This window comes from Pseudomonas sp. Ors-4-3C, from assembly GCF_055755035.1.
Genome location: NZ_CM146900.1, coordinates 4,936,571 through 4,962,074, shown reverse-complemented (window position 1 = coordinate 4,962,074; position 25,504 = coordinate 4,936,571). Strand labels below are relative to the sequence as shown.

At 60.9% G+C, this 25,504-nt stretch carries 24 protein-coding genes; 14 read left to right on the top strand and 10 right to left on the bottom strand.

Annotated features, from left to right (window positions below; translation table 11 throughout):
- The first annotated feature begins 350 nt into the window (after positions 1–350).
- Positions 351–869 carry a glycine cleavage system transcriptional repressor gene (locus tag ACVHNU_RS22480; RefSeq protein ID WP_003228919.1) on the top strand — a complete coding sequence of 173 codons (519 nt, stop codon included), beginning with the start codon at positions 351–353 and terminating at the stop codon, positions 867–869.
- Between the two features lie 222 nt (positions 870–1,091).
- On the opposite strand, the gene rarD is transcribed toward ACVHNU_RS22480, so the two are convergent.
- From rarD to ACVHNU_RS22455, 5 genes are all read right to left on the bottom strand, one after another.
- Positions 1,092–1,979 carry an EamA family transporter RarD gene (rarD, locus tag ACVHNU_RS22475; RefSeq protein WP_003228916.1) on the bottom strand — a complete coding sequence of 296 codons (888 nt, stop codon included), beginning with the start codon at positions 1,977–1,979 and terminating at the stop codon, positions 1,092–1,094.
- Positions 1,980–2,172: 193 nt separating this feature from the next.
- On the bottom strand, positions 2,173–3,147 hold the full coding sequence (locus tag ACVHNU_RS22470; RefSeq protein ID WP_027610685.1) for a serine/threonine protein kinase: 975 nt from the start codon (positions 3,145–3,147) through the stop codon (positions 2,173–2,175).
- 209 nt (positions 3,148–3,356) lie between these two features.
- Entirely contained in the window at positions 3,357–5,258 is a 1,902-nt protein-coding gene (locus tag ACVHNU_RS22465) for a PhoX family protein (RefSeq protein WP_473018323.1), read from the bottom strand.
- Positions 5,259–5,329: 71 nt separating this feature from the next.
- Positions 5,330–6,094, bottom strand: a complete 765-nt coding sequence (locus tag ACVHNU_RS22460) for a TOBE domain-containing protein (protein ID WP_400497165.1) — start codon at positions 6,092–6,094, stop codon at positions 5,330–5,332.
- Positions 6,095–6,283: 189 nt separating this feature from the next.
- Positions 6,284–7,018: a phosphoribosyltransferase family protein gene (locus tag ACVHNU_RS22455; protein ID WP_473018322.1), complete on the bottom strand. Its 735-nt coding sequence runs from the start codon at positions 7,016–7,018 to the stop codon at positions 6,284–6,286.
- Between the two features lie 91 nt (positions 7,019–7,109).
- Here ACVHNU_RS22455 and bioB point away from each other — a divergent pair, with 91 nt between their 5' ends.
- From bioB to ACVHNU_RS22410, 9 genes are all read left to right on the top strand, one after another.
- Positions 7,110–8,165: a biotin synthase BioB gene (gene bioB / locus ACVHNU_RS22450; protein ID WP_103486447.1), complete on the top strand. Its 1,056-nt coding sequence runs from the start codon at positions 7,110–7,112 to the stop codon at positions 8,163–8,165.
- Positions 8,166–8,303: 138 nt separating this feature from the next.
- Complete coding sequence (gene bioF, locus ACVHNU_RS22445) at positions 8,304–9,482, top strand: 8-amino-7-oxononanoate synthase (protein WP_400497161.1); 1,179 nt, start codon at positions 8,304–8,306, stop codon at positions 9,480–9,482.
- On the top strand, positions 9,475–10,206 hold the full coding sequence (locus ACVHNU_RS22440) for an alpha/beta fold hydrolase (RefSeq protein WP_473018321.1): 732 nt from the start codon (positions 9,475–9,477) through the stop codon (positions 10,204–10,206). Before bioF ends, ACVHNU_RS22440 begins: the two co-directional genes overlap by 8 nt.
- The gene (gene bioC / locus ACVHNU_RS22435; protein ID WP_003228902.1) at positions 10,199–11,011 is read left to right on the top strand and encodes a malonyl-ACP O-methyltransferase BioC; all 813 of its coding nucleotides are present in this window, start codon (positions 10,199–10,201) and stop codon (positions 11,009–11,011) included. Before ACVHNU_RS22440 ends, bioC begins: the two co-directional genes overlap by 8 nt.
- Entirely contained in the window at positions 11,008–11,688 is a 681-nt protein-coding gene (gene bioD / locus ACVHNU_RS22430; protein ID WP_003228900.1) for a dethiobiotin synthase, read from the top strand. Before bioC ends, bioD begins: the two co-directional genes overlap by 4 nt.
- A gap of 108 nt (positions 11,689–11,796) precedes the next feature.
- Positions 11,797–12,093, top strand: a complete 297-nt coding sequence (locus ACVHNU_RS22425; protein ID WP_473018320.1) for a pyrroloquinoline quinone biosynthesis protein PqqE — start codon at positions 11,797–11,799, stop codon at positions 12,091–12,093.
- Positions 12,094–12,369: 276 nt separating this feature from the next.
- A complete protein-coding gene (locus ACVHNU_RS22420) occupies positions 12,370–14,175 on the top strand; it encodes a phenylacyl-CoA dehydrogenase (RefSeq protein ID WP_103486450.1) in 1,806 nt (601 codons plus the stop codon).
- Between the two features lie 191 nt (positions 14,176–14,366).
- A complete protein-coding gene (locus ACVHNU_RS22415) occupies positions 14,367–15,656 on the top strand; it encodes a GGDEF domain-containing protein (protein ID WP_003228895.1) in 1,290 nt (429 codons plus the stop codon).
- Between the two features lie 188 nt (positions 15,657–15,844).
- Complete coding sequence (locus tag ACVHNU_RS22410; RefSeq protein ID WP_027610696.1) at positions 15,845–17,623, top strand: acyl-CoA dehydrogenase C-terminal domain-containing protein; 1,779 nt, start codon at positions 15,845–15,847, stop codon at positions 17,621–17,623.
- A gap of 227 nt (positions 17,624–17,850) precedes the next feature.
- Here the strand turns inward: ACVHNU_RS22410 and ACVHNU_RS22405 are convergent, their stop codons facing one another.
- Positions 17,851–18,780 carry a LysR family transcriptional regulator gene (locus tag ACVHNU_RS22405; protein ID WP_045122656.1) on the bottom strand — a complete coding sequence of 310 codons (930 nt, stop codon included), beginning with the start codon at positions 18,778–18,780 and terminating at the stop codon, positions 17,851–17,853.
- 169 nt (positions 18,781–18,949) lie between these two features.
- On the opposite strand from ACVHNU_RS22405, the gene ACVHNU_RS22400 reads away from it, so the two are divergent.
- From ACVHNU_RS22400 to ACVHNU_RS22385, 4 genes are all read left to right on the top strand, one after another.
- Entirely contained in the window at positions 18,950–20,233 is a 1,284-nt protein-coding gene (locus ACVHNU_RS22400; RefSeq protein ID WP_103486452.1) for an aspartate aminotransferase family protein, read from the top strand.
- Positions 20,234–20,469: 236 nt separating this feature from the next.
- Positions 20,470–20,826, top strand: a complete 357-nt coding sequence (locus ACVHNU_RS22395; protein WP_226500968.1) for a type II toxin-antitoxin system RelE/ParE family toxin — start codon at positions 20,470–20,472, stop codon at positions 20,824–20,826.
- A complete protein-coding gene (locus ACVHNU_RS22390) occupies positions 20,819–21,139 on the top strand; it encodes a helix-turn-helix domain-containing protein (RefSeq protein ID WP_003228888.1) in 321 nt (106 codons plus the stop codon). Before ACVHNU_RS22395 ends, ACVHNU_RS22390 begins: the two co-directional genes overlap by 8 nt.
- A 109-nt stretch (positions 21,140–21,248) precedes the next feature.
- A complete protein-coding gene (locus ACVHNU_RS22385) occupies positions 21,249–21,407 on the top strand; it encodes a YqaE/Pmp3 family membrane protein (RefSeq protein ID WP_003228885.1) in 159 nt (52 codons plus the stop codon).
- Positions 21,408–21,543: 136 nt separating this feature from the next.
- Here the strand turns inward: ACVHNU_RS22385 and ACVHNU_RS22380 are convergent, their stop codons facing one another.
- Genes ACVHNU_RS22380 through pqqC form a run of 4 tightly spaced genes read right to left on the bottom strand, consistent with a single transcriptional unit; the run spans position 21,544 to position 25,489 of the window.
- Entirely contained in the window at positions 21,544–23,355 is a 1,812-nt protein-coding gene (locus ACVHNU_RS22380; RefSeq protein ID WP_473018319.1) for a S9 family peptidase, read from the bottom strand.
- Positions 23,321–24,493 (bottom strand): pyrroloquinoline quinone biosynthesis protein PqqE, encoded by a 1,173-nt coding sequence (gene pqqE, locus ACVHNU_RS22375; protein WP_473018318.1) that lies wholly within the window; start codon positions 24,491–24,493, stop codon positions 23,321–23,323. The genes ACVHNU_RS22380 and pqqE overlap by 35 nt, the downstream gene beginning before the upstream one ends.
- Positions 24,465–24,740 carry a pyrroloquinoline quinone biosynthesis peptide chaperone PqqD gene (pqqD, locus tag ACVHNU_RS22370; protein WP_003228880.1) on the bottom strand — a complete coding sequence of 92 codons (276 nt, stop codon included), beginning with the start codon at positions 24,738–24,740 and terminating at the stop codon, positions 24,465–24,467. The genes pqqE and pqqD overlap by 29 nt, the downstream gene beginning before the upstream one ends.
- Positions 24,737–25,489 carry a pyrroloquinoline-quinone synthase PqqC gene (gene pqqC, locus ACVHNU_RS22365; protein ID WP_003228879.1) on the bottom strand — a complete coding sequence of 251 codons (753 nt, stop codon included), beginning with the start codon at positions 25,487–25,489 and terminating at the stop codon, positions 24,737–24,739. The genes pqqD and pqqC overlap by 4 nt, the downstream gene beginning before the upstream one ends.
- Positions 25,490–25,504 lie beyond the last annotated feature (15 nt).

The following is a 25,504-nucleotide window of genomic DNA, read 5'->3' as shown; positions in this document are numbered from 1 at the left end:
CTAATTACGTCGTTCTGCGACCTCATGACGCATTGCGGTCACGTCGCGGAACGGGATGTTCTCAAAAAACCATCGGATTGTTCCAGCTAAATATAAAAAGTTGTACACATAAATCCTGTGCCGCTTCCATTCAGCGTCGCTGAGTCTGCATTTGTGGCGAGGGAGCTTGCTCCCGCTCGGGTGCAAAGCACCCGCAAAAGCTATGACTGACTGGAGAGGGCGTCCTGCGGCCGCCAGCGGGAGCAAGCTCCCTCGCCACAGGTGTTGTTCACTTGAGCATGGCGGCTGAATGTCGGTGCTTGCCTATACTTGCCTTTCTATAACAAAAGTCATGACAAGAGGGCGGCGCCATGGACCATCTCGTACTCACTGTGTTTGCCCCGGACAAGCCCGGGCAGGTCGAGCGCATCGCCCAATGCATCGCCGAACACGGCGGCAACTGGCTGGAAAGCCGCATGTCACGGATGGCCGGGCAGTTCGCCGGGATTCTGCGGGTGGGCGTACCGGCGGAGGCTTACGACGAATTAGTCGATGCCTTACAAGCACTGGCGGCACAGGGCATTCGCGTGCTGATCGCCGAGAGTGGCATCGAGCAGTCCTGCACCTGGAAACCGATCGCCATGGAGCTGGTGGGCAATGACCGCCCGGGCATCGTGCGCGACATCACCCGGTTGCTCAGCGAGCAGGGGGTGAACCTCGAACGGCTGGTGACCGAAGTGCGCCCGGCACCGATGAGCAGCGAGCCGTTGTTTCACGCCGAAGCGATTCTGGCGGTGCCGCTGACCCTGTCGCTGGACGTGCTGCAATCGCGGCTGGAAACCCTGGCCGATGATCTGATGGTCGAACTGGTGTTACGCACAGACCTTTAAGCGCCGCCGGGTTATCCAGTTTTAACGTGCACCTGCCTGTGGATAACCTGTAGAGACCGGGCGCAACCCCGCGTCAGCCGTGGCTTGCCGGGAACTGATCAAAAAACCGCCAGCATTCAGTGACTTGCGCACAAACGGCGGGGATCACGCTGTGGATAACCTTGGGAAGGAACGTTGCAGGCCACGAGAACCGTGGCCTGCGAAGCTTTGTGCGTTTTTTGATCAGCTGCGCCGACGCAAACTGATCACTGCATCGACGCTGTAAACGGCCAGACCGGCCCAGATGAAAATGAACGCGATCAGCGTGCTCGACGACAAATGCTCACCAAACAGCAGCACCGCCTGCAGCAGTACCAGCGTTGGCGCCAGGTATTGCAGGAAGCCGATGGTGGTGTAGGGCAGGTGGCGGGTAGCGGCGTTGAAGCACACCAGCGGCACCAGCGTGACCGGGCCGGCAGCCACCAGCCACCAGGCTTGGGAGGTGGTCCAGAATTCCGGTTGTGCGCTGGTCGCGGTCTGGTTGAACAGTAACCAGGCGAAGGCGATCGGCACCAGCATCCACGTTTCCACCACCAGCCCCGGCAAGGCCTTGACTGGCGCCTGTTTGCGGATCAAACCGTAGAAACCGAAGGTCAGCGCCAGCACCAGCGACACCCACGGCAGGCTGCCGACCTGCCACACCTGCTGCGCCACACCGATGGCCGCCAGGCCCACCGCGACCCACTGCATGCGCCGCAGACGTTCACCGAGAATCAGCATCCCCAGCAGCACGTTGACCAGCGGGTTGATGTAGTAACCAAGGCTCGCTTCGAGCATGCGCCCGTTGTTCACCGACCACACGTATGTCAGCCAGTTGGCCGCAATCAAGGTGCCACTCAAGGCCAGAATCGCCAGACGTTTCGGGTTGTCGAGCAACTCACGCAACCAACCGGGATGCTTCCACACCATCAGCAGCAAGGCGCCGAACAGCGCCGACCACAGCACGCGGTGAATGATGATCTCGACAGCGGGAACTTCGGCGATGGCTTTGAAGTAGATCGGGAACAGGCCCCAGATGATGTAGGCACTCAGGCCCAGAATGTACCCGCGACGCGGGTTGGCGGCTTGCATGCAGAATCCTTGCTTAGGCAGCTGACAAAGCAGGGATTGTAAGGAGATTTGGTGGCGAATGAGTTTTGAATTTGTGAACACTGGCCAAATGTGGGAGCGGGCTTGCTCGCGAATGCGGTGTATCAGCAGCAGAATAATTGCCTGACACACCGCCTTCGGGAGCAAGCCCCCTCCCACAATGGTTTGTGGTGAATCAGAACAGTTTCAGGGGTTCTTCATTGAGCGCCGAAAGCTGTTCACGCAACGCCAACACCTGATCGCCCCAATAACGCTCGGTGCCAAACCACGGAAAGCTGTGCGGAAACGCCGGGTCGTCCCAGCGCCGCGCCAGCCAGGCGCTGTAGTGCATCAGGCGCAGGGCGCGCAGCGGTTCGATCAGCGCCAGTTCACGCGGATCGAAGTCGTGGAATTCGTTGTAGCCGTCCATCAGCTCCGAGAGCTGGCCCAGGCATTCCTGACGGTCGCCGGCGAGCATCATCCAGATGTCCTGCACGGCCGGGCCCATGCGGCAGTCGTCGAGGTCGACGATGTGGAACATTTCATCGCGGCACATCATGTTGCCGGGGTGGCAGTCGCCGTGCATGCGGATGTTCTGGTGCGGCGTGGCGGCGTAGACGTCTTCGACACGCTTGAGCAAGTCGCGGGCCACGGACTCGTAGGCTGGCAGCAGGCTCTTGGGGATGAAGTTGCCTTCAAGCAATGTTGCCAGCGAGGCATGGCCGAAGTTCTGCACGCCGAGTGCTTCACGGTGTTCGAACGGCTTGGTCGCGCCGACCGCATGAATGCGCCCGAGCAATTGGCCGAGGCGGTACAGCTGATCAAGGTTGCCCGGCTCCGGCGCGCGACCGCCACGACGGGGGAACAGGGTGAAGCGGAAACCCGCGTGTTCGTGCAGGGTCTGGCCGTTGTGGATCAGCGGCGCCACCACCGGGATTTCGACGTCGGCCAGCTCGAAGGTGAACTGGTGTTCTTCGAGGATGGCTTCGTTGGTCCAGCGCTGCGGGCGATAGAACTTGGCGATCAGCGGTTCGGAGTCTTCGATACCGACCTGATAGACGCGGTTCTCATAGCTGTTGAGCGCGAGGATGCGCGCATCACTGAGAAACCCGATGCTTTCGACGGCATCGAGTACAAGGTCGGGGGTAAGGGTTTCAAACGGGTGGGCCATGCTGACTCCTGCGCGCAGCAGGCTGCCGCGTCCGGCCCAGCATGGTAGCGCAGACTGTGGAGGTTGAGGGTTTTGCCTTGAATAGTGGGCTGCCTGGAAGGGCCTCTTCGGGAGCAAGCCCCCTCCCACAGTGGATCTCCGGTGTGCCGACCATCTCATGCACTCAGACGATCCAATGTGGGAGCGGGCTTGCTCGCGAAAGCGGTTTATCAGGCGCCGACGATCCCGCCATCCTCACGAGTAATCGCCATCACCGAAGACCGTGGCTTGCCATTCGGCAGATGCTCGGGGAAGGTTGAACCGCCGTTTTCGCCCGGGTGCTGAATCCCGACAAACAGGGTTTTCTGATCCGGCGAGAAGCTGATCCCGGTGACTTCGCAACCAATCGGCCCGACCATGAACCGGCGAATCTCGCCGGTCTTGGGATCGGCACAGAGCATCTGGTTGTTGCCCATCCCGGCGAAGTCGCCGGCGTTGCTCGAGTCGCCGTCAGTCAGAATCCACAAGCGCCCGGCCTTGTCGAAGCCCAGACCGTCCGGGCTGTTGAACATGTTCTGCGGGGTGATGTTCGACGAGCCGCCCTTCGGCGTGCCGGCATGCACACCCGGATTGCCGGCGACCACAAACAGATCCCAGGCAAACGTCTTCGACGCGTGATCGTCGCGGTCGGTGCGCCAGCGCAGGATCTGCCCGTAGACGTTCTTCGCGCGCGGGTTCGGCCCACCCACTGGCTGCCCGTCTTCGCCGCGCTTGGCGTTGTTGGTCAGGGTGCAATAAACCTGGCCGTCCTTCGGGCTGACCACGATCCACTCCGGGCGGTCCATGCGCGTGGCGCCGACGACACTGGCGGCGAGGCGGGCGTGGATCAGCACTTCGGCCTGATCGGCGAAACCGCTGCTGGCGTCGACGCCGTTCTTGCCGTGGGTCAGTTCGATCCACTGGCCCTGGCCCTTCGGGTGATCCGGGTTGCCGTCACCGGCGTCGAACTTGGCCACGTACAGCGTGCCGTGGTCGAGAATGTCGCGGTTGGCTTTCGGGTTGCGATGGTTGATGCGGTCGCGGCTGACGAACTTGTAGATGAACTCGCCGCGTTCGTCGTCGCCCATGTACACCACGGCGCGACCGTCATCGGTCTCGGCGAGGGCGGCGTTTTCATGCTTGAAGCGACCCAGCGCCGTACGCTTGACCGGGGTCGATTGCGGATCGAACGGATCGATCTCGACCACCCAGCCGTGACGGTTGAGTTCGTTGGGGTTCTTGGCCATGTCGAAACGCGGGTCGAACGGGTGCCAGTTGATTTCGCGACTGGCGGCCGACACGCCGTAGCGCTTTTGTGCCGGGTCGAACTGCTGCTGCGCGTTGCTGCTGCCGAAGCAGTCGGTGAAGTTCTCTTCGCAGGTCAGGTAGGTGCCCCACGGCGTCTTGCCGTTGGCGCAGTTCTGGAAGGTGCCGAGGACTTTTTTGCCGTGCTTGTCGGCGGCCGTCTTCATCAGCTCATGACCGGCCGCCGGGCCGCTGATGCGCAGCGGCGAGTTGCCATGGATGCGGCGGTTGTAGCGCGAGCCCTGGACGAACTGCCATTGGCCGTTCTTGCGCTGCACTTCGATCACCGACACCCCTTCGCAGGCCAGCGCCTTGCGCACGTCTTCGGCCGATTGCGGCATGCCGCCGTGCGGGTAGAGGTAGCGGTAGTTGGTGTATTCGTTGTTGATCGCCATCAACGCACGGTTTCGGTCGTCGGGGAATTCGAACAGGCTCATGCCGTCGTTGTTGTCGCCGAACTGCACTTCCTGGGCGGCGGCGGTGCCATTGCCGCTCGGGTCGAATGCCGGGCCGTTCTTGTGCAATGGCTGACCCCAACTGATCAGCACCGAGGACTTGTAGCCCTTGGGCAGGCTGATGACGTCGGTGGTCGCGGCGGGAATGCTCTCGAAACCGAGCAGGCGGCTGTTGCCGGCGCTGATGCCGGTGGCCAGCGCGCTGCGGCTCAGCAGGTTGCCGCCGAGGAACATGGCGGCGCCGCACAGTGCCCCGGCACTGATGAAACCGCGACGGCTGAGGCCGACCATTTTTTCCAGATCAGTCGATTGGTTTTCTTCTAATAGGCTCACATCAGGCTCCCTGCTTGGTTTTGGCAGCAACCTTAATGGGGGGCGATGAATCTTTTGTTGCAGAAAGTCCGTTACAGCGGCGTGCCGATCAGCACATTGGACGGCGAGAATTGAACCTGCACCGGTTGCTCGACACTCAGCTTGCGGGTGCGAAGCTGCAGCGGCTCCGCCAGAGCGCAGAGCGTCTGGCCGTTGGGCAGGGTGATGCGCACTTCGCTGGGGCCGTCCTCGGCATCGAGAATGGCTTCAATGGTGCCCTGCAGAAGATTGTGTCCAGATGTTGCAACTTGCTCCGGGGCCAGCAATTCAAGCCAGCCGGCCTTGATCAGTGCCACCACTTCGGTGCCCGGTTGCAGTTCCAGGTGCACGGTGCTGTCGTGGGTGATCTGCGCGTTGATCCACAGGCCTTCGGCCAGTTCGAGGCGAATCAGGTCATTGCGACCCTGACCTTCGATGGCGACGACTTTGCCGTGCAACTGGTTGCGCGCGCTGGTGCGCAGCATCAGGCGCCCGAGCAGGTCCAGATCGCTGGCGTCTTCGGCGGCTTCCAGCACCTGTGCCTGCAAGGCCTGCAGCTTTTGATAAAGGCGCAACACCCGTTCACCTTCGCTGGACAGTTTGGCGCCACCGCCGCCCTTGCCACCGACCGCACGTTCCACCAGCGGTTTCTGCGCCAGGTTGTTCAACTCATCGATTGCATCCCAGGCGGCTTTGTAACTGAGCCCGGCGCTTTTCGCGGCGCGGGTGATCGAGCCCTGCTCGGCAATGTGTTGCAGCAGGGCGATGCGCTGCGGGCGGCGGACGATGTGCTGGGACAACAGGGTGGGCAGGGACATGGATGGGGGCTTTTTCACAGTGACGGTGGGAAGTGAAGTTGGCGGCTTGCACCACAAGAGTCAAGCCACACGCTGTCCCCCGGTGGGAGCGGGCTTGCTCGCGAAGGCGGTGTGTCAGTCGCCATAGATGCTGAATGTACAGGCCCCTTCGCGAGCAAGCCCGCTCCCACAATGGGATTGTGCCGATTCTCAAGTCCCCGGCTTTGGCGTGCGCGCCAGGCAATACACGTCAACCCGCGCTGCACCGGCATCTTTTAACAGTCGCGCCAGTGCCTGGGCCGTGGCGCCGGTGGTCAGCACGTCATCGATCAATGCGAAGTGCCGACCTTTCACCTCTGCGTCAGGGGCCAGGGCGAAGGCGTGACGCAAGTTGCGCTTGCGCGCCTTGGCGTCGAGATCCTGTTGGGCGCTGGTGTCGTGAATCCGCCTTAGAGCCTGTTCCTCAAAAGGCAGATCCAGCTGTTGGCTCAACCATCGCCCCAGCATTGCCGCTTGATTGAACCCACGTTGACGCAGACGTTTGCTGGCCAGTGGCACCGGCACCAACAGGTCGGGTCGCGGCAAACCTTCGTCGAAGCGATGTTGCAGGTATTGTCCGGCAACGTCGGCGAGAAGGTGACCAAACGGCCATTTCGCGTTGTGTTTAAAGCGCGTAATCAAACTGTCCACCGGGAAGTCATAGCGCCATGGCACCACCACCTGTTCGAACGCCGGCGGCTCTAGCAGGCACCCGCCGCAGGTCAGGCCAGTGCTGGGCAGCGGCAAGGCGCAGCTCTGGCATTGGTCGCCGAGCCAGGGCAGATCGGTTTCGCAGGCGACGCAGATTGGCATTTCTGCTTCTGCGGGCTCATCGCACAGCAAGCAGGTCTGTACGTTTTTTAAACAGATGTAAACCTGTTGTTCGTGTCGTGGTTGACAGCGCATGACTCTTCCTTAAATATGCCGAACATCCGTGTCGCGCCTGTGGGTATTCCGTTCCCGCAGCCGCCAGCCAAGCATAACCAAGGAACTGCCCATGAGCGCCAGCACCTCTGCCACCCTGCGTCACGACTGGTCTTTAGCCGAAGTCAAAGCGCTCTTCGTACAGCCATTCAACGACTTGCTGTTCCAGGCGCAGACGGTGCACCGCGCCCATTTCAACGCCAACCGCGTGCAGGTTTCCACGCTGCTGTCGATCAAGACCGGTGCCTGCCCGGAAGACTGCAAGTACTGCCCGCAGTCCGGTCACTACAACACCGGCCTGGAAAAAGAAAAGCTGATGGAAGTGCAGAAAGTCCTCGAAGAGGCTGCCCGCGCCAAAGCCATCGGCTCGACCCGTTTCTGCATGGGCGCGGCGTGGAAGCACCCGTCGGCCAAAGACATGCCGTATGTGCTGAAGATGGTCGAAGGCGTGAAGGCCATGGGCCTGGAAACCTGCATGACCCTCGGTCGTCTCGATCAGGAACAGACCGAGGCGCTGGCCAAGGCTGGCCTCGATTACTACAACCACAACCTCGACACCTCGCCGGAGTTCTACGGCAGCATCATCACCACCCGCACCTACAGCGAACGCTTGCAGACGCTGGCCTACGTGCGTGAGTCGGGGATGAAGATCTGCTCCGGTGGCATTCTCGGCATGGGCGAGTCGCTGGACGACCGCGCCAACCTGCTGATCCAGTTGGCCAACCTGCCTGAGCATCCAGAGTCGGTGCCGATCAACATGCTGGTGAAGGTCGCCGGCACGCCGCTGGAAAACGCCGATGACGTCGATCCGTTCGACTTCATCCGCATGCTCGCCGTGGCGCGCATCCTCATGCCGCAATCCCACGTGCGCCTGTCCGCCGGCCGTGAGGCGATGAATGAGCAGATGCAAGCGTTGGCATTCCTTGCCGGTGCCAACTCGATTTTCTACGGCGACAAACTGCTGACCACCGCCAACCCGCAGGCCGACAAGGACATGCAACTGTTCGCGCGCCTGGGCATTCAACCGGAAGCGCGCGAAGAGCATTCCGACGAGGTGCATCAGGCCGCAATCGAGCAGGCGTTGGTGGAGCAGAAGAGCAGCGAGCAGTTCTATAACGCTGCGGTCTGATCTTCGCTCGAAACGCAAAACCCCCTGTAGGAGCTGCCGAAGGCTGCGATCTTTTGATCTTGCTGTAAAAAATCAACATCAAAAGATCGCAGCCTTCGGCAGCTCCTACAGAGCTATCACTGACTTTTCGAGGCCTGCATGTCTTTCGATCTCGCCGCACGCCTTGCTGCCCGCCGTGCCGAAAATCTCTATCGCCAGCGCCCGCTGCTCGAGTCCCCGCAGGGGCCTGAAGTGGTGGTCGACGGCCAGCCGTTGCTGGCGTTCTGCAACAATGACTACCTTGGCCTGGCCAATCATCCGCAAGTGATCGAAGCCTGGCGCGCCGGTGCCGAGCGCTGGGGCGTGGGCGGCGGCGCGTCGCATCTGGTGATCGGTCACAGCGGTCCGCATCACGCACTGGAAGAAGCCCTTGCCGATCTCACCGGCCGGCCCCGTGCGTTGCTGTTCACCACCGGCTACATGGCCAACCTCGGTGCGGTCACGGCGCTGGTCGGGCAGGGCGATACGGTGCTGGAAGACCGGCTCAACCACGCGTCGTTGCTGGATGCCGGTCTGTTGTCCGGTGCGCGTTTCAATCGTTACCTGCACAACGACGCCGACAGCCTCGCCAAGCGGCTGGAGAAAGCCACCGGCAATACGCTGGTGGTGACTGACGGAGTGTTCAGCATGGACGGCGATCTCGCCGATCTGCCGGCGCTGGCGCGCGAGGCCAAAGCCAAAGGCGCGTGGCTGATGGTCGACGATGCCCATGGCTTCGGCCCGCTCGGCGCCAATGGCGGCGGGATCGTCGAGCATTTTGGTCTGAGTCAGGAGGATGTGCCGGTGCTGGTCGGCACCCTTGGCAAGGCGTTCGGTACTGCTGGCGCTTTTGTCGCTGGCAGTGAAGAGCTGATCGAAAGCCTGATCCAGTTCGCCCGGCCCTACATCTACACCACCAGCCAGCCGCCAGCGCTGGCCTGCGCGACCCTGAAAAGTCTGGAATTACTGCGCACCGAGCATTGGCGGCGTGAGCACCTTAACCTGCTGGTCCGCCAATTTCGTCGAGGGGCCGAGCAGATCGGTCTGCAACTGATGGACAGCTTCACCCCGATCCAGCCGATTCTGATCGGCGATGCCGGTCGCGCCGTGCGCCTGTCGCGGATGCTGCGCGAACGCGGCTTGATGGTCACGGCCATCCGTCCGCCTACCGTTCCGGCGGGAAGTGCACGCCTGCGCGTGACCCTGACCGCCGCCCACAGCGAGGCGCAGGTGCAGCTATTGTTAGAAGGACTGGCCGATTGCTTTGCCCAACTGTCGTCGGAGCCAAGCCATGCGTGATCGCCTGATTCTGCTGCCCGGCTGGGGCCTCGGCGTTTCGCCGCTGGAGCCCTTGGCCGCGGCATTGCAAGGGCTCGACGAGCACCTGCATGTCGAGATCGAGCCGTTGCCGGAACTCGATTCTTGCGACTTGCAGAATTGGCTCGACGAACTCGATGAACGGATCCCTCAGGACGTGTGGCTGGGCGGCTGGTCGCTTGGCGGCATGCTTGCCGGCGAGTTGGCGGCGCGACGTGGAGAACATTGCTGCGGGCTGCTGACACTGGCGAGCAATCCTTCGTTTGTCGCCCATGAACAATGGACGAGCGCGATGCCCGGCGAGACGTTCGATGCGTTTCTCGCCGGCTGCCAGACCGACCCGCGAATGACCCTCAAGCGTTTCTCGCTGCTGTGTGCCCAAGGCGCGCAAGATCCGCGCGGCTTGTCGCGGCTGATGCTGGGCGGGGCGCCGAATGCAGCCCCCGAGACCTTGATGGCCGGCCTGGAATTGCTCGCACAACTGGATACCCGTGAAGCGTTGCAGGCCTTTCGCGGCCCGCAGTTGCATCTGTTCGCCGGGCAGGACGGCCTGGTGCCGGCAGAAGCAGCAGGGGCGTTGTTCGCGTTGTTGCCGGATATCGAAATTGGTCTGATCGAACAGGCCAGTCATGCATTTCTTCTGGAAGACCCCCATGGCGTGGCGGGTGCGATCCAGGCTTTTCTACACGAGTGCGGTGATGACTGATTTGTCTCTTGTTGCGCTGCCTGGTGGCTTGCCTGACAAGCGCCAGGTCGCGGCGTCTTTCTCACGTGCGGCGGCCAGCTACGACAGCGTTGCCGAGCTGCAGCGTGATGTCGGTTCGCAGTTGCTCGCACGCTTGCCAGCGGGTTTTGTGCCGGCGCGGTGGCTGGATCTGGGCTGCGGCACCGGGTATTTCACTCGCGCAATGGCCGAGCGATTTGTCGAGGGTCATGGTCTGGCACTGGATATCGCCGAGGGCATGCTCAATCACGCCCGTCCTTTGGGGGGGGCGCAGCATTTCATCGCTGGCGATGCGGAACGTCTGCCGTTGCAGGATTCGACCTGTGAGCTGATCTTTTCCAGCCTTGCGGTGCAGTGGTGTGCGGACTTCGAATCGGTGCTCAGTGAGGCTTTTCGTGTACTGAAACCCGGTGGGATTTTTGCGTTTGCTAGTCTTTGTGTAGGGACGTTGTACGAGTTGCGGGACAGCTGGCGGCAGGTCGATGGTCTGGTGCACGTCAACCGCTTTCGCGAGTTCGCCCGGTATGAGCAGTTGTGTGCCGCCAGTGGCTTGCGTACGGTGAGTCTGCAGAATCAGGCGCATGTGCTGCACTACCCGGATGTGCGCAGCCTGACCCATGAACTCAAGGCGCTCGGCGCGCACAATCTGAACCCTGGTCGGCCGGGTGGCTTGACCGGGCGCGCGCGGATTCTCGGCTTGATCGAGGCTTACGAGCAGTTCCGTGAGGCGCAGGGATTGCCGGCGACTTACCAGGTGGTCTACGCCGTTTTGGAGAAACCCTTATGAGCGCAGCCTATTTCATCACCGGGACTGACACCGATGTCGGCAAGACCACCGTGGCTGCCGGGTTGCTGCATGCTGCGCGCTCGGCAGGGCTGAGTACGGCGGCGGGGAAACCGGTTGCTTCGGGCTGCGAGGTCACCCCCAAGGGTTTGCGCAATGCCGATGCGCTGGCGCTGCTGGCTGAATGTTCGGTGCCGCTGACCTATCAACAGGTCAATCCGGTGGCATTCGAACCGGCTATCGCGCCGCATCTGGCAGCGCGTGAGGCCGGCGTCGCGCTGACCGTGCAATCGTTGCTGGCGCCGATGCGCGAAATTCTGGCGCTGAATGCCGATTTCACGTTGATCGAAGGGGCGGGTGGCTGGCGGGTGCCGTTGGCCGATCAGGACAATCTGTCGGATCTGGCCATCGCGTTGAAGCTGCCGGTGATTCTGGTGGTGGGTGTGCGCCTGGGTTGCATCAGCCATGCGTTGCTGACGGCCGAGGCAATTGCTCGCGATGGCCTGCAACTGGCGGGTTGGGTGGCGAATATCATCGATCCGAAGACGTCACGGCTGGAGGAGAATCTGGCGACGTTGGCCGAGCGGCTTCCGGCGCCGTGTCTGGGGCGGGTACCGAAACTGAAGTCGCTCAGCGCCGAGGCTGTGGCCGATCATCTGCAACTCGATCTGCTGGATTAATGTTTTTGGCTATGACAAGGCACTGTGCCATCAGTATTTTTGACGGGTGTTTTTCTGGCGCCTCTGCTTCAATGACCACCATTGATCCTTCCCAAGGATGAGAGCGCTATGGAAATCTCCGGTAACACAGCTTTTTATGCAGGTTTGAGCACTATTCAGACCGGGCAGAACCGTGTCGACCAGGCCGCGAGCGAGATCGCCAACAACACCATCGAGCGTTCGGTCACCAGCCAGTCTTCCGAGGCTCAGGTCGATCGTCTGCGTGGTATCGACCGCAGTCAGCAAATGGATCCGGGCAGCGCCATGGCCGAGATGGCCCAGGGCAAGTTTCAGGTAGAGCTGGGCACCAAGGTCGCGAAGGCTTCCGATGAAATGCTCGGTACGATCATCGATACGTTTGCCTGATTTTTCGCGTCTCTCGCCTGCTGAACGCCGCGCCTTGTCGCGGCGTTTTTCGTTGTAAGTCCTTCTCCCTCAACTAATCTTTTTTTATGGCCCGTGGCTCTGTGCAGTCCATGGCGGTTTGCTGTGTCCGGCGTTTGAAAAAAGTGATGACGAACGGCAAAAGATCGACGCTTGACAAGATTTCGGCGTAAACGTATGTTTCAAACAACTGTTTGACCGTCACAACAAATCAACACGGTCGTTCATTCCCGGTTACATCAGCAGAGGTTTATCGCTATGCCTGACTACAAGGCCCCCTTGCGTGATATTCGCTTCGTTCGTGACGAACTGCTCGGCTACGAAGCGCACTATCAGAGCCTTCCGGCTTGCGCCGACGCAACGCCAGACATGGTTGACGCCATTCTCGAAGAAGGCGCCAAGTTTTGTGAGCAGGTACTGGCACCGCTGAACCGCGTGGGCGACCTCGAAGGCTGCACCTGGAGCGAGTCCGGCGTGAAGACCCCGACTGGCTTCAAAGAAGCCTACAAGCAATTCGTCGAAGGCGGCTGGCCAAGCCTGGCGCACGACGTCGAGCACGGCGGTCAAGGCCTGCCGGAGTCGCTGGGTCTGGCCGTCAGCGAAATGGTCGGTGAAGCCAACTGGTCGTGGGGCATGTACCCAGGCCTGTCGCACGGCGCGATGAACACCATCTCCGAGCACGGCACCCCTGAGCAGCAAGAAGCCTATTTGACCAAACTGGTTTCCGGCGAGTGGACCGGCACCATGTGCCTGACCGAACCGCACTGCGGCACCGACCTGGGCATGCTGCGTACCAAGGCCGAGCCTCAGGCTGATGGTTCCTACAAAGTTTCCGGCACCAAGATCTTCATCTCGGCCGGTGAACACGACATGGCCGACAACATCGTCCACATCGTATTGGCTCGTCTGCCGGACGCACCGGCTGGCACCAAAGGCATTTCCCTGTTCATCGTTCCAAAGTTCCTGCCGAACGCCGATGGCACCCTCGGTGCGCGCAACGCAGTGAGCTGCGGTTCGCTGGAACACAAGATGGGCATTCACGGCAACGCCACTTGCGTGATGAACTTCGACGGCGCGACCGGTTTCCTGATCGGCCCGGCGAACAAAGGCCTGAACTGCATGTTCACCTTCATGAACACCGCACGTCTGGGTACCGCGCTGCAAGGTCTGGCCCACGCCGAAATCGGCTTCCAGGGTGGCCTGAAATACGCTCGCGATCGTCTGCAAATGCGCTCCCTGACTGGCCCGAAAGCGCCGGACAAGGCTGCTGACCCGATCATCGTGCACCCTGACGTACGTCGCATGCTGTTGACCATGAAGGCCTTCGCCGAAGGCAACCGCGCGATGGTGTACTTCACCGCCAAGCAGGTCGACATCGTCAAATATGGCGTGGACGAAGAAGAGAAGAAGAAGGCCGACGCTCTGCTGGCGTTCATGACGCCGATCGCCAAAGCGTTCATGACCGAAGTCGGTTTCGAAGCCGCCAACCACGGTGTGCAGATCTACGGTGGCCACGGTTTCATCGCCGAATGGGGCATGGAGCAGAACGTTCGCGACAGCCGTATTTCGATGCTGTACGAAGGCACCACCGGCATCCAGGCACTCGACCTGCTGGGCCGTAAAGTGCTGATGACTCAAGGCGAGGCTCTGAAAGGCTTCACCAAGATCGTCCACAAGTTCTGCCAGAACAACGAAGGCAACGAAGCCGTCAAAGAATTCGTTGCACCGCTGGCTGCACTGAACAAGGAATGGGGCGAGCTGACCATGAAGGTCGGTATGGCAGCCATGAAAGATCGCGAAGAAGTCGGCGCGGCCTCCGTGGACTACCTGATGTACTCCGGTTACGCCTGCCTGGCCTACTTCTGGGCCGACATGGCACGTGTGGCGGCCGAGAAGCTGGCAGAAGGCACCGGCGACGCAGCGTTCTACACCGCCAAGCTGCAAACCGCGCGCTTCTACTTCCAGCGCATCCTGCCACGTACCCGTACTCACGTGGCCACCATGCTGTCGGGCGCCAACAACCTGATGGACATGAAAGAAGAAGACTTCGCACTGGGCTACTAAGCCTCAACGCGGTCTGACGAAAACCGCTGCTCCCATGGGGCAGCGGTTTTTTTGTTTCTGAATCGCTCAGAAACCCGAGTTTTCTGCCGTTAAAGAGACTGCGTGTGATCTGGATCACATTGTGTGTGCTTAACTGGCCACATTGCAGGCACAATGCCATCTCTTTGATATGACGGGTCGGAGCTTTACCCTTGCCGCGTTCTTCTGCTGTACGTTTCAGCCATTTCCTACCTTCACTGCTGTTGTTACTTGCGGGGTTGGCGGCTGCGTACGTCAAAGACCTCAACGTATTTTTCACTTCGCTGTTCAACGTGTTGCCGACCCTGGTGCTGTTGTTGGGCGGCGCTTACTGTGCGGTTTACCGACGTCAGCGCGAACTATTTCTGATGCTCACGGTGTACATCGCCTACTTTTTGCTCGACACCCAGACCGACTATTACCGCGACAATGGCAAAGTGCGCGAAGACGCCGCCGTGGTATTCCACCTTGTCTGTCTGCTGTTGCCGCTGCTGTTCGGGCTGTTCGCCGCGTGGCAGGAACGTACCCATCTGTTTCAGGACATGGTGGCGCGGTTCGCCGTGTTGCTGGCCTTCGGCAGCGTCGCCCTCGGCCTTGAGCAGAGTTATCCCCAGGCTCTGCTCATGTGGCTCTCGGAAATCCGCTGGCCGGCGCTGCATGGCGCCTGGATGAGCCTGATCCAGATGTCCTATCCGGTATTCCTCTCGGCATTTCTGCTGCTGGCCTGGCAGTACTGGCGCAACCCGCGCCCGCTGCATGCGGCGCAGCTGGTCGGCTTGCTCGGTTTGTTCTGGATGCTGCCGAAAACCTTCATCCTGCCATTCACCCTGAACATCATGTGCAGTCAGGTGATGCTGATGGTTGCGGCTGCCGTGGCGCATGAGGCCTATCAAATGGCCTTCCGCGATGAACTCACCGGTCTGCCGGGGCGCCGTGCGCTCAATGAGCGGATGCAGCGCCTGGGGCGCAACTATGTGCTGGCGATGAGCGACGTCGATCACTTCAAGAAATTCAACGACACTCACGGTCACGATGTTGGTGACCAAGTGCTGCGACTGGTCGCCAGCAAACTGTCGAAAATCAGCGGCGGCGGTAGGGCATATCGCTATGGTGGTGAGGAATTCGCCCTGGTTTTTGCGGGCAAAACCCTCGAGGAATGCATGCCGCACCTGGAAGTGATCCGCGAGTCGATTGCCTCCTACAACATCCAGTTGCGCAATCAGGAGAACCGCCCGCAGGACGACCAGCAAGGTCGCCAGCGCCGTAGCGGCAGCGGTGCTTCCAGTGTCTCGGTCACGGTCAGTATCGGCGTTGCCGAACGGGTCGAGCAGCGGACGCCGGAAGAAGTCCTCAAGTCCGCCGACCAGGCGTTGTACAGCGCCAAGGGCGCCGGGCGTAACTGCGTCATGGCGTTCGGACAGAACCGTCGCGGCGCAGTGCGCATGGACAGCGCCGCTGGCTGAATCCAGGCACAGCCATCACTAAAGAGCCCGCTGATTGCGGGCTTTGTTTTATCGCTGAATGCTGGTGACCAAAAATAACAAATCAGTCACCGGTTGACCCTATGTGTCGCAAAAGTTGTTGAGGTACACTCGGCCTCAACGAAAACACTCTTCCACGAATCACCTGTTTAGATCTTGCGAGGTTTGCCATGGCTGACTACAAAGCGCCGCTGCGCGATATGCGCTTCGTCCTCAATGAAGTATTCGAAGTCGCCAAACTCTGGGCCGAACTGCCGGCCTTGGCCGAGACCGTCGATGCAGAAACCGTAGAAGCCATTCTCGAAGAAGCCGGCAAGGTCACCAGCAAAAGTATTGCCCCCCTGAGCCGCGCAGCCGACGAAGAAGGCTGCCACTGGAAGGACGGTGCTGTCAGCACCCCGGCCGGTTTCCCACAGGCCTATCAGACTTACGCTGAAGGCGGCTGGGTCGGCGTCGGTGGCGATCCGGCCTACGGCGGCATGGGCATGCCCAAGGCTGTCTCGGCGCAAGTCGAAGAAATGGTCAACTCCGCCAGCCTGTCGTTCGGCCTGTACCCGATGCTGACCGCCGGCGCTTGCCTGTCGATCAACGCCCACGCCAGCGAGGAGCTGAAGGCCGCGTACCTGCCGAACATGTACGCCGGCATCTGGGCCGGTTCCATGTGCCTGACCGAGCCGCACGCCGGCACCGACCTGGGCATCATCCGCACCAAGGCCGAACCGCAGGCCGACGGTTCCTACAAGGTCAGCGGCACCAAGATCTTCATCACCGGCGGTGAGCACGACCTGACCGAGAACATCATTCACCTGGTGCTGGCGAAACTGCCGGACGCCCCGGCCGGCCCGAAAGGCATTTCGCTGTTCCTGGTACCGAAGTTCATGGTCAATGCCGATGGCAGCCTGGGCGCGCGCAACCCGGCGAACTGCGGTTCGATCGAGCACAAGATGGGCATCCAGGCGTCCGCGACCTGCGTAATGAACTTCGACGAAGCCGTGGGTTATCTGGTCGGCGAGCCGAACAAGGGTCTGGCGGCGATGTTCACCATGATGAACTACGAGCGTCTGGGCGTCGGCATTCAAGGCCTGGCCAGCGGCGAGCGCTCTTATCAGAACGCCGTCGAATATGCGCGTGATCGTCTGCAGAGCCGTTCGCCGACCGGCGCGCAGAACAAGGACAAGGTTGCCGACCCGATCATCGTCCACCCGGACGTGCGTCGCATGCTGCTGACCATGAAAGCCTCGAACGAGGGCGGTCGCGCCTTCTCCACCTACGTGGCGATGCAACTCGACACCGCCAAGTTCAGCGAAGACGCGACCACCCGCAAGCGCGCAGAAGACCTGGTCGCGTTACTGACTCCGGTGGCCAAGGCATTCCTCACGGACCTGGGCCTGGAAACCACCGTGCACGGCCAGCAGATTTTCGGCGGCCACGGCTACATCCGCGAGTGGGGTCAGGAGCAACTGGTGCGTGACGTGCGCATCACCCAGATCTACGAAGGCACCAACGGCATTCAGGCGCTGGACCTGGTCGGGCGCAAGATCGTCGGCAGCGGCGGCGCGTTCTACAAGCTGTTCGCTGACGAGATCCGCCACTTCACCGCAACGGCCAGCGCTGACCTCGGCGAATTCACCAAGCCGCTGAACGATGCCGTCAGCACCCTCGATGAACTGACTGCATGGCTGCTGGATCGGGCGAAAACCAATCCGAACGAAATCGGCGCAGCCTCGGTCGAATACTTGCAAGCGTTTGGCTACACCGCTTATGCCTACATGTGGGCACTGATGGCGAAAGCCGCGCTGGGTAAAGAAGCCCAAGACGATTTCTACGCCAGCAAGCTGGGCACCGCGCGCTTCTATTTTGCCCGTCTGCTGCCGCGTATCCACTCACTGAGTGCATCGGTGAAGGCTGGCAGCGAGTCGTTGTTCCTGCTGAACGCTGAACAGTTTTGATGATGTAACGTCATGTAAGCATTCTCTTACATGACGTGCTGCTGTTCTCCCATAGGCGCAGATTGGATCCACAGCTAATCTACAACTCATGGACGTCGCGCAGGAAGCGCAAAGCAACAACACGGACACGTAGGATTCTGCCAGGGTGGCGGAGTGAAATGGATGTCAGGGAAACAGTCTGCAAAGCCCCGCTTCGGCGGGGTTTTCTTTTGCCTGCAGAAAAGTTTTCAGGCCAGCGGATCCAGTGGCGGCGCAGCTTTAAGCGGTTTGTCCTCACGCTGAATCACCTCTTCCAGCAACGTACGCAGCAACGCCAAAGACGCCTGCTGGCGCTGCACGTCGCGGCATACCAGCCCAACCTTCAGCGGCACCCGTGGTTCGCTCAACGGCTTCCACAGCAGATCCTGTTCGTCGTATTCCCTCTGTGAGCGACCGGGCAACACCGTCGCCAGTTTGGTGTGCGGCAGACTGTCGAGAATCCCCAGCATGTTGTTCAGCTCAGCCTGTACTTGCGGGCGCCGACCCAGGCTGGTCAGTTGCGCCTGCCAGATCTGCCGGATCTGAAACTCCTCGCCCAGCAGCAGCATGGGCAATTCCGCAGCCTGGCGCATCGAGACTTTCTTGAATTCACGCAGCGGGTGATCCGCCGGGATGACCAGCGTCAGTTCGTCTTCGTACAGCAGCACGCCATGCAGCCCCGGTTGGCGCGGCGGCAGGTAGCTGATGCCGATGTCCAGAGAGCCGTTGAGCAAACGGCGCTCGATCTCCAGCCCCGTCAGTTCATAGATCTGCACCACAAGATGCGGCTGCGCCTTGCGCACCCGTTCGAGCATTTGCGGCACGAGGCTGGTGTGCACGGTTTGCAGTACGCCGATCGCCAGCGTGCGCAGGGCCTGTCCCTTGAAGTTGCCCAGCGCTTCCCGCGCCCGCTGCAGACCGTCGAGCAGCGGCAGGGCGTGGTTGTACAGCGTGTGCGCGGCGAGTGTCGGCAACAGACGTTTGCTGCTGCGTTCGAACAGGGTGACGTCGAGGTTCTGTTCGAGCTGGCGAATCTGCTGCGACAGCGCCGGTTGCGAGATCGACAGGCGCTCGGCAGCGCGGCCGACATGGCCCTCTTCGTAGACCGCGACGAAATAACGCAGTTGTTTGAAATCCATAAGTAGCGCTTATCGAAAATGCTGGTAAATCGAAATGGCCCGAAGCCGTCAGTGAGCCTAGTCTAACCGCAATCACAAGGCTTACAGGGCCAGACAGCGCGATGAATAGCGTTTGCTTCGACAGTGTTTACATAGGCAGTTCAAAAAACCTCAATCGAGGTTTTTTTCAATGAATCTGTTCAGTTTGCGGCGCCAGGCGCCGAGTCTTGATGACCTCGCTTTCGAGGCCGCTTCACCCCAGGCAGGCGACAGCCTGAATGCCGAGCGCCTGATGCCCAGTGTCGAACGGCCGCAGCAGGTGTTCGTTCGCGGTCAGGGCTCTTGGCTGTGGGACAGCAATGACCGCGCCTACCTCGACTTTTCCCAGGCCGGCGGTGCCAACAGCCTCGGCCACAGCCCTTCGGCACTGGTCAAAGCCATCGCCGGCCAAGCCCAGGCGCTGATCAACCCCGGTTTCAATCTGCACAATCGCGGCATGCTCAGCCTTGCCGAGCGCCTGTGCGCCAGCACCTCCAGCGATCAGGCTTACCTGCTCAACAGCGGCAGCGAGGCCTGTGAAGCGGCGATCAAACTGGCGCGCAAATGGGGCCAACTGCATCGTGGCGGCGCCTCGCGGATCATTGTTGCCAGACAAGGCTGTCACGGCCGTAGTCTGGCGACGATTTCCGCGTCGGACAGTTGCAACCTGCACAACCGCTTCGCACCGTTGCTGCCGGGTTTCGATCGGGTGCCCTTCAACGATTTGCCGGCGCTGCATGCCGCCGTCGATGCGCAAACCGTGGCGATTATGCTCGAACCGATCCAGAGCGATGCCGGGGTGATTCCGGCCACCGAGCATTACCTCAAAGGCGTCGAACGCTTATGCCGCGAGCTGGGCATTCTGCTGATCCTCGACGAAGTGCAGACCGGCATCGGCCGCTGCGGCACTTTGCTCGCGGAAGAGTCCTACGGCGTGCGCGCCGACATCGTCGTACTCGGCAAGGGCCTTGGTGGTGGTGTTCCTCTGGCGGCGTTATTGGCCCGTGGCAAGGCCTGCTGCTTTGATGCGGGGGAACTGGGCGGCACTCATCACGGCAATGCACTGATGACCGCGGCCGGTCTGGTGGTGCTCGACAGCGTGCAGGACCGAGCATTTCTCGAGCAGATCAAAGACCACGGCCAGCACTTGCGCGAGGGACTCGCGCGACTGGCGCACCGTTACGGACATGGCGAGTTGCGCGGGCAAGGTCTGTTCTGGGGACTGAGCCTGTCAGAGGATTCCGCCGATGCCGTAGTCAAAGCCGCCTTGCATGAAGGCCTGCTGCTCAACGCGCCGCAGGCCAACTGCCTGCGTTTCACCCCGGCACTCACCGTCAGCAAGGCCAACATCGACGAAATGCTCCTGCGCCTGACCCGCGCCTTCTCACGAGTGCGCACCGCGCAACTGCAATGCCGTAAAGGGATTGCCGTCTGAGCTGAAGTTTCCTACCCGATTTCAAGAACCGTCTCGCGGTATAACGCACGCCCCACGCCTGATTCTTTTCGCGTGGGGCGTTTTTTTTGTGCCCGGGTTTTGCCAAGTGCTTTCTGGCACTTGAGAACTTATCGGACGAATGCTCTTTTAGAGGGTGCCGACAGGGAGTGCGGTGTCACCAAGACTGGCTTTGTAATATGTACCACCAGGTGGTATGTTTTTTGGAAGGGATACCGATGTCATTCAGATTGTTCAAGACCAAAGGCTTTGCGGTACAGGCTAGTAAGGCATGGATCACGGATGAGGAACTACTGGAGGCATTCGCCGAGATGCTCGATGGACAGGCTGACAATCTTGGCGGTGGGGTCTGGAAGAAACGTCTGAATGCCAATCGCCACCGCTCGATTGTTCTGGCGAAGGGCGGTCGTTACTGGATTTATCAAGTGCTGTTCGCCAAGAAGGACCGGAGCAATATCAGTACCGCAGAGCTAAAGGATTTACGCAAATTGGCCAAGGCTTATGCGCAACTGTCGCATGAGCAGCTTCAGGGATTGCTGGCGATGAAGGAGTTTGTGGAGATTTCCCATGAGTAAGAAATACAAAAGTGAAGTTTTTCAGTCGGTACATGAGTCGGCCAAGGCTTTGCTCGCGGTCGGAGCCATCAGCAAGGCGACGATGCGTGAGTTTGACGAGTCCTGCCTGGCGACGGTGCCTGACGCGATCCCGGCGGAACAGATCAAGGCGCTGCGCGAGCGTAATAACGTCAGCCAGCCGGTATTTGCACGCTACTTGAATACCAGTGCATCGACAGTCAAGCAATGGGAGTCGGGAGATAAACATCCCAGCGGAATGGCGCTGAAACTGCTGAGCATCGTGCAGAAGCATGGGCTGCAAATTCTTGCCTGAGCCATCAATTTGGCACTGAGACTTTGATTGGCAGTGAACCCTGAAGAACGGCGCAGGTCGATTAGCTTGTATGGCTCATGTGAGCCAACCCCCATTCAGGAGCTGACCCATGGACTTCATTCGTATCATCATCGCCATTCTGTTGCCGCCACTGGGTGTGTTTCTGCAGGTCGGGTTCGGCGGGGCGTTCTGGCTGAACATTCTGCTGACGCTGTGCGGTTATATCCCGGGGATCGTGCATGCGGTGTACATCATCGCCAAGCGCTGAGTATTGCCGAGTCAGATAAACAGCCATCGCGAGCAGGCTCACTCCTACAGGAGATTTGTGTTGTGAACACGGTCAACTGTAGGAGTGAGCCTGCTCGCGATAGAGGCACCGATATTTTGAATTGTGAATGCGGGTGTCAGTCAGCCAACCCCATCACCCGCCGATAAAACCTCCACTCCTGTTCCAGCGCATGCGCCTGGTTCACCGCCCGGCGGAAGCCATGGCGTTCCTCGGCGTAGTAATGCGCCTCGACCGGGATGCCGTTGTGCTCCAGCGCCGCGACCATGTCGCGCGTCTGTTGCGGCACCACCACCGCATCCAGCTCACCCTGAAAGAAAATCACTGGCACACGGATGTTGCTCGCGTGCAGTAGCGGCGTGCGGGCGGCGTAGCGCTCGGCATCCTGTTCGGGATCGCCGATCAGCCAGTCGAGATAATCACCTTCGAATTTGTGGGTCGCCCGGGCCAGTGCCACCGGGTCGCTGACGCCATAGAGGCTGGCGCCCGCGCGGAACACTTGCTGAAACGCCAGCGCGCACAGCGTGGTGTAACCCCCGGCGCTGCCACCGCGAATAAATGCCCGCTCGCCATCGATCAGACCTTGTTCGGCCAGATATGCCACCACCGCGCAGGCGTCCTCGACATCCACCTCACCCCAACTCAAATGCAACGCCTGACGGTATTCGCGACCGTAACCGCTGCTGCCGCGATAGTTGAGGTCGGCGACGGCGAAACCACGCTGCGTCCAGTACTGAATGCGCGGGTCGAGCATCGGGTAGCAGGCCGAGGTCGGGCCGCCGTGGATGAACACCACCAGTGGCGGTCGCGCTTCGTCGTTCATCGCCGGATAAAAGAAGCCGTGAGCCTCACCGCGGCCACTCGGGTAGCGCAAGGTCTGCGGGCGGCTGATGCGCTCCGCCGGCAGAGGTGCAACACCACCGGCCAGCACTTGCACCGAGCGGGTCGAGCGATCGATGGCGATCACCGCCGAAGGGCTGATCGGCGAAGCGGCGATGCAGTAGATGAACTGCTGATCCAGCGCCAGATGCCGGAAGCGGCTGTAGTCGCCAGTAAAGTCCTCGCCGTCGAGCGCCAGACGACCAAAACCGCCTTCGCTCCAGCTCGCCAGAAACGAATCGCCCACCGGCAACCAGGTGCAGCCACCCATCTGCCACGGGGCGGGCGCATGATCGGCCTCGGCACAGGGCAGTCGATGCAAACCGTCGGACGTTTCGCCCCACGGCTGCCAGAAACCGCCGCGATCAGTCAGGCACAACAAGCGTCCTTTCGCGTCGAACCGCGGTTGCTGGATCGACTCTTCAAGGTCAGCCCCCGCCACGCAACGCGGTGCGCCAAAGCCACCCTCAGCCAGACGCTCGGCCACCATCAATCGCGTGGAGGTCCAAGGCTGATGCGGCCGACTCCACTCGATCCACGCCAACCGCGAACCGTCCGGGCTGATCACCGGTGCTGCATAGAAATCTGCACCTTCAGCCAGCAAATGCCGGGTGCCTTCAGCCAGATCAATTGCTACCAGTCGATGCTGGTCGCGCAGCTCCTCAACCGTCAGCACCTGGCCGAAAGCAAAATGCAGATCGCCATAACGACACTCGCCAGACGTCAGCGCTTCAGGCGCGCCATCCAGCGCTTGCCGATACAACTGCTGATCCGCCTCATTGACGAAAACCACTCCGTCAGGCGTCAGACAAAACGCGCCACCGCCATATTCGTACACCCGGCTACGCACACTGAAGCCATTCGGCGTCAGACATTTCGCCACGCCGTCGCGCCAGTGCCAGATCCGGCACGCGGCGTCTTGCGGGCGATATTCATTCCAGAACAAACCGTGGACGCCGAGTTGCAGCTCGGCGAAATCCATTCCGGCGGCGACGGCCTGAGCGGCGCTGAAAGGCTCAGCCCTTGGCGATGAGGCGTGAGTTTCGTTCATTACGGAAGGCCAGTTGTTCGATGGTCTGGGTGGCGGTCTCGGCTTCTTCGCGGGCCTTGAGAATCACGCCGTGATGTTCGGACTTGCTGCACACCGGGTCGGCATTGCTCGCGTCCCCCGTGAGCATGAACGCCTGACAGCGGCAGCCGCCGAAGTCCTGTTCCTTCTCGTCGCACGAGCGGCACGGCTCGGGCATCCAGTCGTAACCGCGAAAGCGGTTGAAGCCAAACGAGTCGTACCAGATGTGCTGCATGCTGTGGTCGCGCACGTTGGGAAATTGTACCGGCAGCTGTCGGGCGCCATGACAGGGCAGGGCAGTGCCGTCCGGAGTAACCGTCAGAAAGATGCTGCCCCAGCCGTTCATGCAGGCTTTCGGGCGTTCTTCGTAGTAGTCCGGGGTGACGAATATCAGCTTGCACGGATGCCCTTCGGCTTCCAGTTTGGCGCGGTATTCGTTGGTGATGCGTTCGGCACGCACCAGTTGTTCCTTGGTCGGTAACAGGCCGACACGGTTGAGCTGCGCCCAGCCGTAGAACTGGCAGGTGGCGAGTTCGACGAAGTCTGCTTCGAGCGCAATACACAGCTCGATGATGCGGTCGATCTTGTCGATGTTGTGCCGGTGGGTGACGAAGTTCAGCACCATCGGATAGCCGTGGGCCTTCACCGCCCGGGCCATTTCCAGCTTCTGCGCGAAGGCCTTTTTCGAGCCGGCGAGCAGGTTGTTTACCTGTTCGTCACTGGCCTGAAAACTGATCTGGATGTGATCGAGGCCAGCCTTTTTGAAGTCGCTGATTTTCTGCTCGGTCAGGCCGATGCCGGAAGTGATCAGGTTGGTGTAGAAACCCAACTGCCGCGCTTCACGGATCAGTTCGGCGAGGTCCTGGCGCACCAGCGGCTCACCACCGGAAAAGCCCAGTTGCGCCGCGCCCATCTCCCGCGCTTCGCGGAACACCTTGATCCACTGCTCGGTGCTCAGCTCTTTGCCCTGCTCGGCGAAATCCAGCGGATTGGAGCAGTATGGGCATTGCAGCGGGCAGCGGTAAGTCAGCTCGGCGAGCAGCCACAGCGGCAGGCCGACTTCAGATTTAGGCGGTACTTGCGCCGATGCCTCAGGCAAGTTCGATCCAGTGCTGCGCACGGGCAACCTCCATGAATTGCTCGATGTCTTCACCGAGCTCAGGCACGCCGGGGAACTGCTCGTCGAGTTTGGCGATGATCGCCGCGACATCGCGTTCACCGTCGATCAAGCCGCCGATCAGCGCGGCGCTGTCGTTGAGCTTGATCATGCCCTCGGGGTAGAGAAGCACGTGGCCTTTTTGCGCCGGTTCATACTGAAAACGGTAGCCGGGACGCCAGGTCGGGATCTTGCTGCGATCAAAACTCATAGGGTGATTCCTTTGTGCCAGACCCGCTGCTCGGTGACGCTGTGATAGGGCGGGCGGTTCAGTTCGTAAGCCATGCTCATGGCATCGAGCATGCTCCAAAGAATGTCCAGTTTGAACTGGAGAATTTCCAGCATGCGCTCCTGGCCCTCGCGGGTCTTGTAGTGCTCGAGCGTGATCGCCAGACCATGCTCGACATCGCGCCGCGCCTGACCGAGGCGGGTGCGGAAATATTCGTAACCGGCCGGGTCGATCCACGGGTAATGCTGCGGCCAGCTGTCGAGGCGCGACTGGTGGATCTGCGGCGCGAACAGTTCGGTCAACGAGCTGCTGGCGGCTTCCTGCCAACTGGCACGGCGGGCGAAGTTGACGTAGGCGTCGACGGCGAAACGCACGCCGGGCAGCACCAGTTCCTGGGAGCGCAGTTGATCCGGGTCGAGGCCGACCGCCTGACCGAGACGCAGCCAGGCTTCGATCCCGCCGTCTTCACCGGGAGCGCCGTCGTGGTCGAGCAGGCGTTGAATCCACTCGCGGCGGATTTCGCGATCCGGGCAATTGGCGAGGATCGCCGCGTCTTTCAGGGGGATGTTCACCTGATAGTAGAAGCGGTTGGCGACCCAGCCCTGAATCTGCTCGCGGGTGGCACGGCCCTCGTACATCGCCACGTGATACGGGTGGTAGATGTGGTAATAGGCGCCTTTGGCGCGCAGGGCCGCTTCGAATTCGGTGGGGGACAGCGGGGTGTCGGTCATTGCGGTTCTCCGGGG